General features: G+C 72.8%; 19 protein-coding genes. 7 read left to right on the plus strand and 12 right to left on the minus strand.

Annotation, left to right across the window (positions count from 1 at the left end; genetic code table 11):
- Positions 1-7 precede the first annotated feature (7 nt).
- The 4 genes from ACIQ5Y_RS05020 to ACIQ5Y_RS05035 all read right to left on the minus strand — a co-directional run bounded on the left by ACIQ5Y_RS05020 (position 8) and on the right by ACIQ5Y_RS05035 (position 3,680).
- Positions 8-637 (minus strand): hypothetical protein, encoded by a 630-nt coding sequence (locus ACIQ5Y_RS05020; RefSeq protein ID WP_403875059.1) that lies wholly within the window; start codon positions 635-637, stop codon positions 8-10.
- An 88-nt stretch (positions 638-725) separates the two neighbouring features.
- Complete coding sequence (locus ACIQ5Y_RS05025; RefSeq protein WP_403875061.1) at positions 726-1,502, minus strand: TrmH family RNA methyltransferase; 777 nt, start codon at positions 1,500-1,502, stop codon at positions 726-728.
- Between the two features lie 349 nt (positions 1,503-1,851).
- The gene (locus ACIQ5Y_RS05030; protein ID WP_403875063.1) at positions 1,852-3,006 is read right to left on the minus strand and encodes an HTTM domain-containing protein; all 1,155 of its coding nucleotides are present in this window, start codon (positions 3,004-3,006) and stop codon (positions 1,852-1,854) included.
- Complete coding sequence (locus ACIQ5Y_RS05035) at positions 2,994-3,680, minus strand: DUF5819 family protein (protein WP_403875065.1); 687 nt, start codon at positions 3,678-3,680, stop codon at positions 2,994-2,996. The genes ACIQ5Y_RS05030 and ACIQ5Y_RS05035 overlap by 13 nt, the downstream gene beginning before the upstream one ends.
- Positions 3,681-3,839: 159 nt before the next feature.
- Between ACIQ5Y_RS05035 and paaA the strand changes: the two genes are divergently transcribed.
- From paaA to ACIQ5Y_RS05065, 6 genes are all read left to right on the plus strand, one after another.
- Positions 3,840-4,859, plus strand: a complete 1,020-nt coding sequence (paaA, locus tag ACIQ5Y_RS05040) for a 1,2-phenylacetyl-CoA epoxidase subunit PaaA (protein WP_403875067.1) — start codon at positions 3,840-3,842, stop codon at positions 4,857-4,859.
- Positions 4,856-5,140, plus strand: coding sequence for a 1,2-phenylacetyl-CoA epoxidase subunit PaaB (gene paaB, locus ACIQ5Y_RS05045; RefSeq protein WP_384757985.1), 285 nt, complete (start codon positions 4,856-4,858; stop codon positions 5,138-5,140). The genes paaA and paaB overlap by 4 nt, the downstream gene beginning before the upstream one ends.
- A 17-nt stretch (positions 5,141-5,157) precedes the next feature.
- On the plus strand, positions 5,158-5,862 hold the full coding sequence (gene paaC / locus ACIQ5Y_RS05050) for a 1,2-phenylacetyl-CoA epoxidase subunit PaaC (protein WP_403875692.1): 705 nt from the start codon (positions 5,158-5,160) through the stop codon (positions 5,860-5,862).
- Complete coding sequence (gene paaD, locus ACIQ5Y_RS05055) at positions 5,859-6,389, plus strand: 1,2-phenylacetyl-CoA epoxidase subunit PaaD (RefSeq protein ID WP_403875069.1); 531 nt, start codon at positions 5,859-5,861, stop codon at positions 6,387-6,389. Before paaC ends, paaD begins: the two co-directional genes overlap by 4 nt.
- Positions 6,390-7,490, plus strand: coding sequence for a 2Fe-2S iron-sulfur cluster-binding protein (locus ACIQ5Y_RS05060; protein WP_403875071.1), 1,101 nt, complete (start codon positions 6,390-6,392; stop codon positions 7,488-7,490). It begins immediately after the preceding gene.
- 119 nt (positions 7,491-7,609) lie between these two features.
- Entirely contained in the window at positions 7,610-8,752 is a 1,143-nt protein-coding gene (locus ACIQ5Y_RS05065; RefSeq protein ID WP_403875073.1) for an acyl-CoA dehydrogenase family protein, read from the plus strand.
- A 9-nt stretch (positions 8,753-8,761) separates the two neighbouring features.
- Here the strand turns inward: ACIQ5Y_RS05065 and ACIQ5Y_RS05070 are convergent, their stop codons facing one another.
- The 8 genes from ACIQ5Y_RS05070 to ACIQ5Y_RS05105 form a co-directional block, all read right to left on the minus strand.
- A complete protein-coding gene (locus tag ACIQ5Y_RS05070) occupies positions 8,762-9,106 on the minus strand; it encodes a rhodanese-like domain-containing protein (protein WP_403875075.1) in 345 nt (114 codons plus the stop codon).
- Positions 9,107-9,437: 331 nt separating this feature from the next.
- Complete coding sequence (locus ACIQ5Y_RS05075) at positions 9,438-10,262, minus strand: J domain-containing protein (RefSeq protein WP_403875077.1); 825 nt, start codon at positions 10,260-10,262, stop codon at positions 9,438-9,440.
- Between the two features lie 137 nt (positions 10,263-10,399).
- Entirely contained in the window at positions 10,400-11,806 is a 1,407-nt protein-coding gene (locus ACIQ5Y_RS05080) for a DUF2252 domain-containing protein (RefSeq protein WP_403875079.1), read from the minus strand.
- Between the two features lie 60 nt (positions 11,807-11,866).
- Entirely contained in the window at positions 11,867-12,526 is a 660-nt protein-coding gene (locus ACIQ5Y_RS05085; RefSeq protein ID WP_403875081.1) for a response regulator, read from the minus strand.
- Between the two features lie 8 nt (positions 12,527-12,534).
- On the minus strand, positions 12,535-14,262 hold the full coding sequence (locus tag ACIQ5Y_RS05090) for a sensor histidine kinase (protein WP_403875083.1): 1,728 nt from the start codon (positions 14,260-14,262) through the stop codon (positions 12,535-12,537).
- Positions 14,263-14,345: 83 nt separating this feature from the next.
- Positions 14,346-15,008 carry a transposase gene (locus tag ACIQ5Y_RS05095; RefSeq protein ID WP_403875085.1) on the minus strand — a complete coding sequence of 221 codons (663 nt, stop codon included), beginning with the start codon at positions 15,006-15,008 and terminating at the stop codon, positions 14,346-14,348.
- Between the two features lie 76 nt (positions 15,009-15,084).
- Positions 15,085-15,270 (minus strand): hypothetical protein, encoded by a 186-nt coding sequence (locus ACIQ5Y_RS05100; protein WP_403875087.1) that lies wholly within the window; start codon positions 15,268-15,270, stop codon positions 15,085-15,087.
- A 117-nt stretch (positions 15,271-15,387) separates the two neighbouring features.
- The gene (locus tag ACIQ5Y_RS05105) at positions 15,388-15,687 is read right to left on the minus strand and encodes a hypothetical protein (protein ID WP_403875089.1); all 300 of its coding nucleotides are present in this window, start codon (positions 15,685-15,687) and stop codon (positions 15,388-15,390) included.
- A 203-nt stretch (positions 15,688-15,890) separates the two neighbouring features.
- On the opposite strand from ACIQ5Y_RS05105, the gene ACIQ5Y_RS05110 reads away from it, so the two are divergent.
- The gene (locus ACIQ5Y_RS05110) at positions 15,891-16,835 is read left to right on the plus strand and encodes a LuxR C-terminal-related transcriptional regulator (protein WP_403875091.1); all 945 of its coding nucleotides are present in this window, start codon (positions 15,891-15,893) and stop codon (positions 16,833-16,835) included.
- The last annotated feature ends 3 nt before the right edge of the window (positions 16,836-16,838 follow it).

A 16,838-nucleotide genomic window follows, 5' to 3' on the forward strand; every position in this document is an offset into this window, starting at 1 on the left:
CCTCCGCTCAGCCGCGGACGAGGGTGACCAGGTCCGCCCGGCCCGACGCCGCGATGAGCGGCGCCTGGTCGCGGGAGCCGGCGGCGAGGCTGACGCGCGCCGCGTTCACGGCCCGCACCACCGGGTTGTCGGCGCCACCGGGCTCCTGCGACTTCGCGTGGAGCGCCTTCGGGTCCACGTAGTCGTAGGTGTCGCCCCGCAGGCGGCGGGCGGAGATCTCGTCCTCGACGCGGCGCAGGTCCCGGGCGGCCAGGTAGTCGGCCTGGGAGATCCTCGCCCAGACCCCGGTGCCGCCCGTGATGAAGAAGTGGTTGGGCGAGCCGTTGGGGTTGAGGGCGCTGTTGTCGACCAGGTAGGTGCGGCCGGACCGGACCGTCAGGTCCTTGCCGAACAGTTCGGCCCACCTGCCGCTCGACTTGCGCAGCAGCCCTTCGACGAAGTCGCCCACCTCCACGGCCTCGGCGAGGATCGTCGCGTCGGCGACCGACGCGTGGAAGAGGCTGTTGAGCGCCACGGCGGCCGGACTGCTGCCGCAGTGGCGGTAGGAGTGACGCTGCAGGGACATGTCCAGCCGGAGCGGCCAGGTTCCCTCCACTGCGACGTTGACGACGTTCCCGGTGATCGTTGCGGTGGCCATGGCGGGATCCCCCTCGCGGACGGCGGCTTCACGACACGACCACGATGCGGGGGAGCCGTGGACGTCCCTTGAATGTCCGCTGAACGAACTACTGAACGACTTCCTGCCCGGTCTCCCGGGGGCCGCCCCAGTGGAACAGGGTCATCGCGACGCTCGTCGCCAGGTTGTAGCTGGAGACCTGCGGCCGCATCGGCAGGGACACCAGGTGATCGGCGCGGGCGCGCAGCTCGGGCGAGATGCCGTGGCGTTCCGAGCCGAAGGCGAGCAGGGCGTCGTCCGGGAGGGTGAGGGAACGGATGTACTCTCCCTCGGGGTCGAGGGCGTAGAGCGGCCCGGGCGGCAGCGTGTCCAGCGTGATCCGCTCCACCGTGGTGGCGTAGTGCAGCCCGGCTCCGGCCCGGACCACGTTCGGGTGCCAGGGGTCGAGGTCGCCCCGGGTCACGACGCCGGTGGCGCCGAAGCCGGCCGCGAGGCGGACGACCGCGCCGACGTTGCCGAGGTTGCGCGGGTTGTCGAGCACGACGACCGGCGCGGGCCGCGGCATCCGCCCCAGCCCGGCGAGCCCCCGGGCCCGGTCGGGCCGCACGGCGAGCGCTGCGACCCCGGTGGGGTGCACGCGGGGCAGCAGCGTCTTGAGGGCGGCCCCGCGCACCAGCCGCGCCACATCGGCCTCGACATCGGGAGCCAGCTCGCGGGCCAGTGCCCGTACGGCGTCCGGCTCGTCGGCCACGACCATCCGCACGTCGGCGCCGAACCGCAGGGCGTGCTTCAGCGCGTGGAACCCGTCGAGCAGCACGAGCCCGTCGTCCCCGGCGGCCTCCCGCCACTCCCGCACGGCCGCCTCGTCCCCCTGCACATCGCTCATACCCCCGACCCTACGGCCCGGCCCGGTACCGACCCTACGGCCCGGCCCGGTACCGCCCGTACGCCCCGGCCCGGTACCGCCCGCTGCGCGGGGCCGCCGCCTTGGCCCGGCCTGGTGCCGGCCGCTGCGCGGGGCCTGTCCCGCACCCGCCCTTCCACCGTTCCCCGGGCTCCGCCCGGACCCGTTCCGGGCGCTGCGCGCCCGTGCGCTCAAACGCCGCGCGGGCTGGAATTGCCGCGCAGCGGCAAAATCCAGCCTCGCCGGCGATTGAGGCGCGGGGGCCGGGGCGGAGCCCCGGGGAACGGTGGAAGGGCGGGTGGGGGACCCAGCCCCGCAGGGCCCGGACCGGTCAGCCGCCGCTCGTGCTCGGGGCCGGCTCCGCAGGAGCGAGCGCCGGCTCGGCCGACACCGCCCGCCGCACGGCCACCCGCGCGCCCACCCACACCAGGAACCCCGTCGGCAGGAACACCGCGTCGGCGGCGATCATCGCCAGGGAAAAGAAGGGCAGCCCCAGCAGCACCGCGATCCCCGCGTGCTCCAGCATCATCACGCCGAGCAGCACGTTCTTGATCCGCCGGTTGAACAGTGTGAACGGGAACGCCACCTGCGCCGCCACCGTCCCGTACGTCAGCAGCATCACCGCCGTCCCGCTGCCCGCCAGCAGCGCCGACAGCCCCGGCCACGGCGTGAAGTAGTCCAGCCCCAGCGGGTAGTACAGGGCCGTGCCGTCCTGCCACCGCGAGCCCTGGATCTTGTACCAGCCCGCCGTCGCGTAGATCAGGCAGACCTCCGCCATGATCACCAGCATCCCCGCGTTGTGCAGCAGGTTGGCCAGCACGTCCAGGACGGCCCGGCCCTCCCCCTCCGGCTCGTAGCGGTCCACCAGCCACCACAGCCCGCACATCACCCACACCGCCGCGAACGCCGCCAGCCAGCCCGCGCCGAACCGACCGGTGACCGCCCCGTACGCGTACACCGCCCCCAGCACGCCCCACAGCACCGGCCCGGCAGCGCCCGCGGAGGCCGCCCCGCGCCGGGCCCGCCGCGCGTCCAGCGACCACACCTGCGCGCACCGGGTCAGCACCAGGTAGATCGCCATCAGGTGGATGACGTTGTCCCCGCCGTCGCCCATGAAGACGCTGCGGTTCTGCAGCGACAGCACTCCGACCATGAAAAGCACCGACATGGCCCGTGTCCGCCAGCCCAGCAGCAGCCCGGCGCTCGCCAGCACCGCGACCGCGTAGACGATCTCGAACCACACCGTCGAGCCGGACCACATCAGCACGCTGAACGCCCCGTTGGAGGTCGTCAGCCGCTCCGCGAGCGCCCAGCTCCACGGCCCGTCCGGCCCGTAGAGCTCGCCCCGGTTCGGGAACTCCCGCAGCAGGAAGAACAGCCAGGTCCCGGCGAAGCCGATGCGTACGACGGCGCTCTGGTACGGGCCGAGCGCCCTCCCGGTGACCTGTTCCAGCCCCCTCGCCAGACCGGCTCTCACACGGTCCACCACGGCAGCTCCCGGTAGTACGTCTGGGTGTCGGTGGTCTCGTCGCTCCACTTCGGCGCGGCCACCGCCGTCGTCGCCGAGCGCAGCTGGACCCGCAGCAGGCGTCCGCCCGCGCGGTCCACGAGCTCCGGCGTCAGCCGGTCCACCGCGATCCGCCGCAGGTACTGCTCGGACAGCTCGCCGCGCTCGCCGTTCGGCCGGTCGTCGTCGTCGTCGTGGGAGCCGGTGAAGAAGTCCCAGGCCCTGCGCAGCTCGTTCTGCTCGGTGTGGCTCGGCAGCAGGCTGTGCCGGATGGCCGCGCCGTCCTCGGCGCTCAGGTCGCGCCAGTCGGTGGTGACGAGGTCCCCGCCGTCGGTGCGCACCTGGGCGCGCACCTGCACGGCGATGTTCTGCTGGAGCGGGTTGGGCGCGAAGAGCTTCCAGTTCTGCTCGAACTCGGGATAGATCCAGTCGTCGACCGTCCCCGCGTGCCGCTTGCTCAGCGTGTTGGACGGGGCGACGTGCAGGAAGACCAGCGCGAGGTGCGCGCAGGCGGCCACCGCCACGACCCCCAGGGCGAGGGCGGCGACGACACGGAAGCGGGGGGAGAGACCGGCGATCCCGGGCGCCCGCCGAGGCGCCGGATCGGGTGGCTCGGCGGCCCCTTCGGCGCTCTCGTGCTCGTACGAATCCATCCCGCCCCGATCGTCCGGCGTCCACAGCGTCGGCCACAGAGGTTGACCACAGAGGTTGACACCCTACGGGCCGCCGTCTCACCATTGAAGAGCATGAACCGAACGATCGGTCGGTCGGGCGGCAGGCACTGGCAGATCAGACACTGACGAGGGGCCGGGATGGTGGCAGTGACCCCGGAAACAGATCCGGGCATGACCGCGCAGCTCGCGGCGGCGTTCGACGCGGCCGTGGCGGCGGAAGAGCGCGTGGAACCGCGCGACTGGATGCCGGAGGCGTACCGCAAGACCCTGGTCCGCCAGATGGCGCAGCACGCCCACTCCGAGATCATCGGCATGCAGCCCGAGGCGAACTGGATCACCCGCGCCCCCTCGCTGCGCCGCAAGGCCATCCTGATGGCCAAGGTCCAGGACGAGGCCGGCCACGGGCTGTACCTCTACAGCGCCGCCGAAACCCTCGGCACCAGCCGCGACGAGCTGCTCGACATGCTCCACGCGGGCAAGCAGAAGTACTCCTCGATCTTCAACTACCCCACCCTGACCTGGGCGGACGTCGGCGCCATCGGCTGGCTCGTGGACGGCGCCGCGATCACCAACCAGGTGCCGATCTGCCGCTGCTCGTACGGGCCCTACGCCCGCGCCATGGTCCGGATCTGCAAGGAGGAGTCCTTCCACCAGCGCCAGGGCTTCGAGCTCCTCATGGCCCTGTCCAAGGGCACCGAGGCCCAGCACGCGATGGCGCAGGACGCGGTGGACCGCTGGTGGTGGCCGTCGCTGATGATGTTCGGCCCGCCGGACGACGAGTCCTCGCACTCGGCGCAGTCGATGGCCTGGCGGATCAAGAGGCACTCCAACGACGAGCTGCGCCAGCGGTTCGTGGACATCGCCGTCCCGCAGGCGGAGGCCCTGGGCCTGACGCTGCCCGACCCGGACCTGAAGTGGAACGAGGAGCGCGGTCACCACGACTTCGGCGCCATCGACTGGGCCGAGTTCTGGGACGTCCTCAAGGGCAACGGCCCCTGCAACGAGCAGCGGCTCGGCCAGCGGCGCGCGGCCCACGAGGAAGGCGCCTGGGTGCGCGACGCCGCCGCGGCGTACGCGCGCAAGCAGACGGCGAAGACCGCCGCAGAGCACGCACAGAACGCAGAGCACGCACAGAACGACGTGGAGGCACGGGTATGACGCAGAACTGGCCCCTGTGGGAGGTGTTCGTGCGCTCGCGCCGCGGCCTCTCGCACACGCACGCCGGAAGCCTGCACGCCCCCGACGCGGAAATGGCCCTGCGCAACGCCCGCGACCTGTACACCCGGCGCAGCGAAGGCGTCTCCATCTGGGTGGTGCCCTCCACGGAGATAACCGCCTCCTCGCCCGACGAGCGCGACCCCTTCTTCGCGCCGTCCGCCGACAAGCCGTACCGGCACCCCACCTTCTACGACATCCCGGAGGGGGTGAGCCACCTGTGACCAGCACCGATGTCACGATGTCGGCTGCCCTCGCCCTGGGTGACGACGCGCTGATCCTCTCCCACCGCCTCGGCGAATGGGCCGGGCACGCCCCCGTCCTGGAGGAGGAGGTCGCGCTCGCCAACATCGCCCTCGACCTGCTGGGCCAGGCCCGCATCCTGCTCTCCATGGCGGGCGACGAGGACGAGCTGGCGTTCCTGCGCGAGGAGCGCTCCTTCCGCAACCTCCAGCTGGTCGAGCAGCCGAACGGCGACTTCGCCCACACCATCGTCCGCCAGCTCTTCTTCTCCTTCCACCAGCACGAGCTGTACGGGGAACTGGCGCGCGGGGACGGCCCGTTCGCGCCGCTGGCGGCCAAGGCCGTCAAGGAGACCGCGTACCACCGGGACCACGCCGAGCAGTGGACCCTGCGCCTGGGCGACGGCACCGAGGAGAGCCACGCCCGCATGCGGACCGCGCTGGGCGCGCTGTGGAAGTTCACCGGGGAGATGTTCCAGCCGGTGGAGGGGCTCGACGGCGTGGACTGGGCCGCCCTGGAGCAGCGCTGGCTGGTGGCGGTCGGCGGCGTGCTGGAGCGGGCCGGGCTCGCGCTGCCCGAGGGGCCGCGCACCGGGGCCTGGGCGGCCGGCGCCGGACGCCAGGGCCTGCACACCGAGCCCTTCGGCCGGATGCTCGCCGAGATGCAGCACCTGCACCGCAGCCATCCGGGGGCGTCGTGGTGACCCGGGCGGTCACGGGAACCGACACCGGGGCCGACACCGGGACGAGCCGCCTGGAGGCCGAGCTGGCAGCCCTGGCCGGGTCCGTGCCGGATCCCGAACTGCCCGTGCTCACCCTCGGGGAGCTCGGCGTGGTGCGCGGCGTGCGGATGCACGAGGACGGCCACGCCGAGGTCACCCTCACCCCCACCTACACCGGCTGCCCGGCCATCGAGGCCATGTCCGCCGACATCGAGCGGGCCCTGACCGGTCACGGCATACCCGAGGTGCGGGTGACCACGGTGCTCTCCCCCGCCTGGTCCACCGACGACATCAGCGCCGAGGGCCGCCGCAAGCTCGCCGAGTTCGGCATCGCCCCGCCCCGGCCGCACGCGGCCGGGGGGCCGGTCCCGCTCACCCTGTCCGTCCGCTGCCCGAACTGCGGATCGACCGACACCGAGCTGCTCAGCCGGTTCTCCTCCACCGCGTGCAAGGCGCTGCGCCGCTGCGTGGCCTGCCGCGAACCGTTCGACCACTTCAAGGAGCTGTAGATGGCCGCACCCCGCCACGGCGCGTTCCACCCGCTGACGGTGGCGGCAGTCGACCGGCTCACCGACGACTCGGTGGCCCTGACCCTGCGGGTTCCCGGGGAACTGCGCGAGGACTACCGGCACGCCCCCGGCCAGCACCTGACCCTGCGCCGCACCGCCCCCGAGGGAGGCACCGAGGTCCGGCGCACCTACTCGATCTGCTCCCCCGCCCCGGCGCCGGACGGCCCCGGGCCGGAGCTGCTGCGGGTCGGGGTGCGGCTGGTGGAGGGCGGCGAGTTCTCCACGTTCGCGCACAAGGAGATCGGCGCCGGGGACGTGCTGGACGTGATGGTCCCGGCCGGCCGGTTCGTGCTGGACCCGGCCGCGGCCCCGGCCGCGGCGCACTACGCGGCGGTCGTGGGCGGCAGCGGCATCACGCCGGTGCTGTCGATCGCCGCCTCCCTGCTGGCCGCGCGGCCCGACGCCCGTTTCTGCCTGGTCCGCAGCGACCGCACCGCGGCGTCGACGATGTTCCTGGAGGAGGTCGCCGACCTGAAGGACCGCTACCCCTCCCGCTTCCAGCTGGTCACGGTCCTCTCCCGCGAGGAGCAGGAGGCCGGGCTGCCGTCCGGCCGGCTCGACGAGGAGCGCCTGGCCGGCCTGCTGCCCGCGCTGCTGCCGGTGGCCGAGGTGACGGGCTGGTTCCTGTGCGGCCCGTACGGGCTGGTTCAGGGCGCGGAGCGGGCCCTGGCCGCGCTCGGCGTCGCCCGGACCCGGGTGCACGAGGAGATCTTCCACGTCGAGGACACCGCGCCCCAGGTCCGCACTACGGCTCCCGCCGCCTCCCACGTGCGGGTCACCGCCCGCCTCGACGGCCGCTCCGGCACCTGGCCGGTCCAGGAGGGCGAATCCCTCCTCGACGCGGTGCTCCGCAACCGCGCGGACGCCCCGTACGCCTGCAAGGGCGGAGTCTGCGGCACCTGCCGGGCCTTCGTGGTGTCGGGCGAGGTCACGATGGAGCGGAACTTCGCGCTGGAGTCGGAGGAGACGGAGGCCGGTTTCGTCCTGGCCTGCCAGTCGCACGCGGTGACCGAGGAAGTGGAGATCGACTTCGACCGCTGAGGCTCCACGCTCCCGGCCTCCCGTGCCGCTGCCAGGGCCCTGTCCATTTACAGGAACGTGTTCTATCTTGACGCACCGTCAGACAGAACGGATCCGGTGCGCGCACGGGAGGACAGGCAGTGGACTTCACCTTCACCGAGGAGCAGCAGGCGGCCGTCGAAGCGGCCAGGGCCGTGTTCGCGGACGTTGCGGCCGACGGCGTGCCCAGCCCCGCGCTCACCCCCGGGGCCGTCGCCGACGACTTCGACCGGCCGCTGTGGGCCAGGCTCGCCGGATCCGACCTGCTGAGCCTGGTCCTCGCCGAGGAACACGGCGGCGCCGGTCTGGACGCCATCGCCCTGTGCCTCGTGCTGCGCGAGGCGGCGAAGGTACTGGCCCGGGTGCCGCTGCTGGAGCACTGCGCCACCGCCATGGCCGTCCAGGCCCACGGCAGCCCCGAACTCGCGGCCGCCCTGCTGCCCGGCGCCGGGAACGGCACGCTCGTCCTGACCGTCGCCGCGCACGGCCGCTCCGGCCACGACCCGGCCGAACTCGCCGTCACCACCCGCCGGGAAGGCTCCGAGTGGGTCCTGGACGGCACCCAGACCGCCGTCCCCTGGGCGCAGGGTGCCGATTGGATCGCCGTACCGGCCCACACCGGCGAAGGCGACGCCGTCCTCGCGCTCGTCGCCCGGACCGCCTGCGGCCTCGCGCTCGCCGAGCAGGTCTCCACCAACGGGGAACGGTTCGCCGAACTCGCCCTGGACGGCGTACGGGTGGCCGCCACGCACCTCATCGACACCCCCGGCGCCTGGGAGGCACTGCGCCGGCTCCTGGCCACCGGGACCTGCGCCCTCGCCCTCGGACTCGGCGAGGCCGTCCTGACGATGACCAGCCAGTACACCGGCAAGCGCGAGCAGTTCGGCTTCCCGGTGGCCACCTTCCAGGCCGTCGCCGTCCAGGCCGCGGACCGCTACATCGACCTGCGCGCCATGGAGGTCACCCTCTGGCAGGCCGCCTGGCGGCTCGACGCGGCCACGGCGGGCGCGGGCGGACCGCTGCCGAGCGCCGGTGACGTCGCGGTGGCCAAGATCTGGGCCTCGGAGGGCGTGCGCAGGGTCGTGCAGACCGCCCAGCACCTGCACGGCGGCTTCGGCGCCGACACCGACTACCCGCTGCACCGCTACCACGCGTGGGCCAAGCAGCTGGAACTCCAGCTCGGCCCGGCCGCAGCGCACGAGGAGGCCCTGGGCGACCTACTGGCCGCCCATCCCCTCGCGTGACGGAAACCCCTACAGCACGAAGGCCGGGTTCCCGCTGTCCGTCACCATCGGGCGCCCGGCACGCTCCCAGGCCTGCATTCCGCCGTCGATGTTCACGGCGTCGATCTCCTGACGCACCAGGTACTGGGTGACCTGGGCGGAACGCCCGCCCACCCGGCACATCACGTGCACCCGGCGGCCGTCCTCGACGGCCTCCGTCAGCTCGCCGAAACGGGCCACGAAGTCGCTCATCGGGATGTGCAGCGCACCATCGACGTGCCCGGCCGCCCATTCGTCGTCCTCGCGGACGTCCAGGACAAAGCCTTCGGCGGGCACCGAGGCAGCGTCCACCGAGGGAAGCGGTCCGAAGTTCATACGTCGCCTTCTCTCATCACAGATACGACTCCCAACCTATCCGACACCCCACCCCTCCAGCCCCGCCCGCGTTCGAGGGCAAATCCAGCCCCGCCCGCATTCGAGGCCCCACGCAGGGGCAAATCCAGCCCCGCCGGCATTCGAGGCCCCGCGCAGGGGCAATCCAGCCCCGCCGGCGTTTGAGGCGCGGGGTCTGGGGCAAATCCAGCCCCGCCGGCGTTTGAGGCGCGGGGTCTGGGGCGGAGCCCCAGGAGCCGGGCGCAGCCCGGGCCGCTTGGCGCAGCGGCCCGGCACGATGGCGGCGGCCAGCGCAGCGACCCCGCACACGGCCTCAGGAGGCCAGCGCGGCGAGCTCGGCCTCCCGCTCGGAGACCTGCGCGAGCAGCTGCTCCGCGATCTCCTCCAGCAGACGGTCCGGGTCGTCCGGGGCCATCCTCAGCATGGACCCGATCGCACTGTCCTCCAGCTCCTTGGCCACCAGCGCCAGCAGCTCCTTGCGCTGCGAGAGCCACTCCAGCCGCGCGTACAGCTCCTCGCTCTCGCTCGGAGCCGGCGGGGCGACCGCGGGCCCGGCCGCCCATTCCTCGGCCAGCTCGCGCAGCACCGCCTCCTCGCCCCGCCCGTACGCGGCATTGACCCGGGCGATGAACGCGTCGCGCCGCTCCCGCTCGGCCTCGTCCTGGGCGAGGTCCGGGTGGGCCTGACGGACCAGCTCGCGGTACAGGCGCCGGACCTCCTCCGTCGGCCGCACCCGCTGCGGCGGCCGCACGGGCTGATCGGTGAGCATCGCGCCCGCGTCGTCGGAGATGCCTTCCGAGCCCATCCAGTCGTGGAACAGCTCGTCCACCCCGGGCATCGGCATGACCAGCGAACGCGCGTCCCGCGCCCGCCTCAGATCCTCGGGATCCCCGGTGCGGGCCGCCTTCGCCTCGGCGATCAGCGCGTCCAGTTCGTCGAGCCGCGTGTACATCGGGCCGAGCTTCTGGTGGTGGAGGCGGGAGAAGTTCTCCACCTCCACCCGGAAGGTCTCCACCGCGATCTCGAACTCGATCAGCGCCTGCTCGGCGGCCCGTACGGCCCGCTCCAGCCGCGCCTCGGGCCGCTCGTCGGGCCGCTCGTCGGCGGTCTGCTCAGGCTGCTCGGTGTGCTCACTCACCCGGCCAGCCTACGGCGATGTTTCACGTGAAACACCACCCCACCCACACCCGCCCCGCAGGGCCCCGCCCAGACCCGCCCGGCCCGTCGCGGGGCACCCCACCGGGCCCCCCGCGAGGCGCCCGGTGGGGCGCCCCGTCAGACGCCCATCTCCGCCGCGATCCGACCGCTCCGTATCGCCGCCACCAGATCCGCGTGGTCGGCCTCCGAACGGTCCGCGTAGGCCACCGCGAAGGTGGCGATCGCCTCGTCCAGCTCGTCGTTCTTGCCGCAGTACCCGGCCAGCAGCCGCGGATCGGCACTGTGCGCGTGCGCCCGGGCCAGCAGCGCCCCCGTCATCCGCCCGTAGTCGTCGATCTGGTCGGCGGACAGCGCCGCCGGGTCCACGCTGCCCTTGCGGTTGCGGAACTGCCGCACCTGGAACGGCCGGCCCTCCACCGTGGTCCACCCGAGCATGATGTCGGAGACCACCTGCATGCGCTTCTGTCCGGCCACCACTCGGCGCCCCTCGTGCTCCACCGGCGCCGCCTCGAAACCGGCCGGCAGGTGTGGAAGCAGCACCGACGGCCGCGCCTCCTTCACCTGGAGCACCAGCGGCTCGCCCCGGTGGTCCAGCAGCAGCACCACGTACGAACGCGTGCCCACGCTCCCGGTCCCCACCACCCGGAACGCCACGTCGTGGATCGCGTAGCGGGCCAGCAGCGGCAGCCGGTCCCCCTGGAGCGTGCTCAGGTACGGGCCCAGCGAGGCCGCCACGGCCGCCGCCTCCCCGTCCCCGACCCGGCGCAGCACCGGCAGCGCGTCCACGAAGCGGCGACCGCCGTCGGGGCCGATCTCCGTCGACTTGGCCGCGAACCGGGCCGAGGTGTTGTTGCGGGCCTTCTCGGAGACCCGCTCCAGCGTGCCCAGCAGATCACGGGCATCGGTGTGCGAGACGAGTTCCTCGTCCGCGATGGCGTTCCACGAGTCCAGCGCCGGCAGCTTGGCCAGCAGCCGCATGGTCCGCCGGTACGCGCCCACCGCGTCCAGCGCGGCCGCCCGGCAGGTGTCCTCGTCCGCGCCGGCCACCCGCCCGGCCAGCACCAGCGAGCTCGCCAGGCGCTTCACGTCCCACTCCCACGGACCGAAGACGGTCTCGTCGAAGTCGTTCAGGTCGATGACGAGCCGCCCGCGCGCATCCCCGTACAGGCCGAAGTTCGCCGCGTGCGCGTCCCCGCACAGCTGCGTGCCGATGCCGGTCACGACCCCGCCGGACAGGTCGTGCGCCATCAGCCCGGCCGCCCCGCGCAGGAAGGCGAAGGGGTTCGCGGCCATCCGGCCGACCCGTATCGGGGTCAGCTCGGCGACCCGCCCGGCGTTGGACTCCTCCACCGCCCGCACGGCGTCCGGCCGCCCGGAGGGAGCCTCGAAGCGGGCGTGCGCCGACCTCGGCACACGGCCGCGCAGCGCCTTGCCCTCCTCCTTGGGAGAGCCCGCGGCCACCTTCGGCCCGAAGCCCGCCACCACCGGTATCCGCTGACCGGCAACCGTCGAAACCGCAGCCATTCGCGCCGCCCCCACCCATCACCCGTGCATTGATCGCTTTCCGAACGGGCTGAACCGTATCTACAGCCCGGCGTCCCTGGCCAGCAGCGCCGCCTGCACCCGGTTCTCGCACCCCAGCTTCGCCAGGATCCGGCTCACGTACGTCTTCACGGTCGCCTCGCTCATGTGCAGCCGACGGCCCGCGTCCGCGTTCGACAGACCCTCCCCCAGCAGCGCCAGCACCCCGCGCTCCCGTTCGCTCAGTTCCGCGACCTGCCGCCGGGCCTCCTCGCCGCGCACGGCGGCCTTCCCCGACGCCAACTGGTCCACCACGTGCCGGGTCGCCGCCGGCGAGAGGTACGCGTCCCCGGCCGCGGCCGCCCGCACCGCGCCGATCAGCTCGCCCGGCGCCGAGTCCTTCAGCAGGAAACCCGCACCGCCCTGGCCCAGCGCCCGCAGCACGTTCTCCTTCTCCCCGAAGGTCGTCAGGATCAGCGCCCTCACCTGCGGCACGGCCCGCCGCAGCTCGCCCAGCGCGGTCAGCCCGTCCAGCACCGGCATCTGGATGTCCAGGAGCACCACGTCCGGCATGTGCGAACGGGCCAGCTCCACCGCCTCCCGACCGTTCGCCGCCTCCGCAACGACCTCGATGTCCGGTGCCGAGGTGAGGATCATCCTGATCCCGGCCCGGATCAGCGGCTCGTCGTCGGCGATCACCACTCTGATCACTTCGGCTGTCACCCGCGCTCCTACTGCTTGACCTCGTAGACCTGCTTGTCCACGAGCTTGCCGTCCTTGAAGCAGAACCGGAAAACAGTGTCGGTGGTCAAGTTCTCCTGTGGCTCGGTCGACAGCAGCGTCAGACAGCTCGAACCCTCCGGCCGCGGCGGCCCCTTGCGGTCCAACCCCTGCGTCAGCAGGTTGCCGCCGTCGGGCATCCGGCCCCGTACCGCCTCCTCGGACTCACCCATCTTGACCGCGTCGAACTCCGCCCGGTCGATCATCGCCTGGTTCGCCGAGCCCACCAGGAACGCCAGCCCGACGCCGAACACGATCACCAGCAGCACCAACGCCGCCACCGCGATCCCGCACCCCATGGCGACGCCCCCGGACCGGCTGCGCACCTTCACGGCCAACTCCCGGTCCACCGCGTCCCAGTCCATCGGCGGCACGCTCTTGGGAGCCCGCGCCCCCCACAGCCCACGCGCCTGCGCCTGCTGCCCGAAGTCGTCGGCGACCTCCCCGCCCCCGGCCGCCGACTCCTCCTCGACCCCGGCAGGCCCCGCCCCGTAGGGCAGCACCCCGGCCACCCGGAACCCGCCGCCCTCGGCCGGGCCCGCGTGCACCATCCCGCCGACCAGCCGCGCCCGTTCCCGCAGCCCGGTCAGCCCCTGCCCGCCCGACACCACGTCGCCGGCCCCCGGTCCGGTGGCGGGCCCGTTGGCGATCTCCACCACCAACGAGTCGTCCTCGTAGCGCAGTTCCACCGTGATCGGGGCCCCGGGAGCGTGCTTGTACGCGTTCGTCAGCGCCTCCTGCACGATCCGGTACGCCGCGTGGTCGCAGGCCGCGACCAGCGGCCTGGGCTGCCCCGACCTGGTCAGCCGTACGTCCGTACCCGCGATCCGCGCGGCCTCCACGACGCCCTCGATCCCGGCCACCCCGCGCGCCGCGGGCTGGGCTGCCTCCTCCACGGGCAGCGGAGCCTCCACCCCGTCCCGCAGGATCCCGACGACCTCGCGCAGTTCGTGCATCGCCGCCACCGAGGCCTGCCGCAGCACCCCCACCGCCTCGCGCTGGCGGTCGGTCAGCTTCGGATCCACCTCCAGCGCGCCCGTGTGCACGGAGATCAGCGCCAGCTGGTGCCCCAGGCTGTCGTGCATGTCCTGCGCGATGCGCTGCCGCTCACGCAGCCGCGCCTGACCGGCGACCATGGCACGCTCGCGCAGCAGTTGGCCGTTGCGCTCCTGCAGCGCGCGCAGCAGCGTCCGGCGCTGCGACCAGTACCGGCTGGCCAGACCCGGCATCAACGTGACGACCAGGAACATCAGCGTGGAGAAGACGAGCACCAGCAGCGGTCGCATCTGCGACCACTGGTCCAACACGCTCAGACCCACCGCCGCGAGGAAGGCCAGTGTGAACGCGGTCAGCGCCCGGCCCACCCCCACGATCCGGCGCCCCGCCGACCAGCCCAGCAGCACCGTCACCAGGAACGCCCCGGGCAGTACCGCGCCGGCCGCCGAACCGGCCACGAGCGTCGTCCCCGGCAGCCGCCGGCGCAGCAGCGTCAGCGCCGCCACGACGAGCACGGACAGCACCATCCGCTGCCCGGAGCCCTTGTCGAGTTCCTCGACGCCCAGACCGAGCACGCCCATCACGACGACGAGGGCCAGATCCCCGGCCAGCATCCGCCGCGTCCAGGGGTCGGGCCCCTTGAGCCAGTCCCAGCCCGCCCGCGCCTTCGCCTTCACATCCACGCGCCGACCCTAGACACCCGGACCGCCGCGTGGCCGCCCTCTTTCGTCGCGCCCCGCTCGACGAAAGTCGGACGGCCTTCCGGTCAGGCCCCCCGGACGACCCGCCCGGCGTGCTGTCCCCCGGCGTGGCCGGACCCGAAGATGCGCGCCGCGTTGAAGTCGGCCTGGGTGCGCACGCGCAGGCCCGGTTCGAGGACCCGCGACCGGGTCCTGGCCACGCGCAGCGGTGCCGCGGCGGCGGGCACCGGTTCGGGGGCGGCGGCGGAGTGGCTCAGGCGGCTCTGCGCCATCCTGGCGATCTCGCCGGCCCACTCCTTGACCTGCTGGGGGACCTGCGGGCCACGGGCGGCCTCGCGCATCAGGTCCCACAGGCCGGCCTCGGTCCACTGGGCGGCCCGGCGGTGGGTGTTCTGCCAGGACACCGGGAAGGACTTGGGCAGTGCCCGCCAGGGGACGTCACTGACGAGCACGTAGACGATGGCCGCGAAGAGGGCTTCCTCGTCGGAGCGCTGGGTCCCGCCGCCCTGCGGACGGACCGTGCCCTGCGGCACGAGGCGCCGGGCGAGCGGCCAGAGCATCATCGGGGACAGCCAGGCGAACCGCCCCGCGCTCGGGGCCGTCGGCAGCACCGCCGTTCTGGCGACCTGCACCGGCGCCGTCGGACGCCGGACCGTGCGATCGGGCCGAAGCCCGAGGTTGCCGGCCGCGACGGTGCGGGCCGGGCGCGGGGTCAGCTCGCCGTTCATGTCTCTCCTTCGACTGCCGAGCGCTCCCGTACGGGGCGCGGGTGCGGATGCCGTTGCGGACGCGGGGAGGGACCGGTCACTGCCAGCCGATCTCTTCGCCGACGGTCGCCTGGGGCGCGGGCTCGGCCTGCTGGGCCTGGACGCCGGCCTGGTCGCGGGGGGCGGAGGTGTCCGTGGCCTGGGCCGCGAGGAAGAGGACTCCGGCGGCGGCGGTGGAGGCGAAAGCGACGGCGAATCGGATGAAGTTCGACTGCAGGTTCATGTGATTGCTCTCCCGTTTCAACAAGCTGTTGATTCAAAGTCTGGCCAGTAATCGACCCGTGTTGAAGGGGGTGGCGGGGGGGCATGGTGGCCATGTCCGCAACGGGACATGACGGTCTCACCATGCGGAATCCGGGAGCAGGAGGGGTACCTCCGCCTTGATGAGCGACCACCGGCGCAGTACCGGATGGGCCTGAAACGACCTCTGCCAGATCTCACACGCCCGGCCCTCGGCGGCCTCCAGGCTCGGAGCGCGCACATAGAGCCCCAGGACCGGATGCGGCTCGACGTCGGCGTGCAGCACGGCGAGTTCGAGGCCCGCCTCCTCGGGGGCCGCGACCGTCACCAGCTCCGGCGTCCCCGGAGGCAGGGAAATGCCGTCCGACGGGGGCTGGAGGTGGATATGTACGAGGTACATGGAAATCCTTTGGAGGAATCTAGGTGCGTGTCAATGGATGTATCCGGACACTTCCTCCACTTCTTTCGCTCTGCGAAGCACCTCGGTTAGCCTGCATCGACTTTTTCGTGCGCATTGCGGAACAGTGAGCAATAGGGGGGAAGTGACAGATGTTTACTGGACTCGGACTCGATGCGGTGACCGAGGCCGTGTATCGGGGGAAGTTGGCTCATCCGCATGACGGAATCGCCGAACTGTCGGCACGTCTGGGACTGGCCGACGACGTGGTGCGGGACGCGTTGGCCCGGCTCAGCGCCCTGGCCCTGGTCCGGAGTTCCGGGGGCGACCGGTCGGGGATGCGGGCGGTGGATCCCAGACTGGGCATGGAGATCCTGCTCGCGCGCCAGCAGGCCGAGCTCATGGCGCAGCAGCAGAAGATGGAAGCCACACGCGCGGCGGCCGCGGAGCTGATCGCCGAATACGCGGATGTCGTCCAGCCCGCTTCGGCGGCCGGCGTGCGGTTCTTGAGCGGTATCGACGCCATTCGCGACCAGCTGGAACTGGTGACCAGCGAGGTGGAGCGGGAACTCTGGGGATTTGCCCCCGGCGGCCCCCAGACTCCGGAAAACATGAAGGCGTCGAGACCGCTGAACCAGCAAGCCCTGGACCGCGGAGTCGAAATAAAGACGATCTACCTCGACAGCATCCGGCGGGACCAGCCCAGCTTCGAGCACGCGCTGTGGCTGGAGAGCGCGGGGGCACAGGTGCGGACCGTCCCGACCCTGCCCAACCGCGTCGTCATCGTCGACCGCAGGACGGCCCTGGTCGCCACCAACACCGGCGACACCGGCGCGGGCGCGGCGCTCATCACCAACTCCGGGCTGCTGGCCCTGCTGTGCTCGCTCTTCGACCACGTCTGGCAGTCCGCCGAGCCGCTCGGGCCCGCGGTCCGCGGCGAGAAGACCACGCTCAGCCGCCAGCAGCTCGCGGTGCTGATGATGATGGCCGAAGGCCGTACCGACGAATCCATCGCCACCAGCATGGCGATCTCCACCCGCACCGTGCGGCGGATCGTGACCGGGCTGCTGGCCGATCTGAACGTGCGCAACCGCTTCCAGGCGGCCGTACGCGCCGTGCAGCTCGGGTACCTGCCCGCCACGCCCGACTAGCGC

This window comes from Streptomyces sp. NPDC096339 (genome assembly GCF_044762985.1).
In the GTDB taxonomy this organism is placed as follows: domain Bacteria; phylum Actinomycetota; class Actinomycetes; order Streptomycetales; family Streptomycetaceae; genus Streptomyces.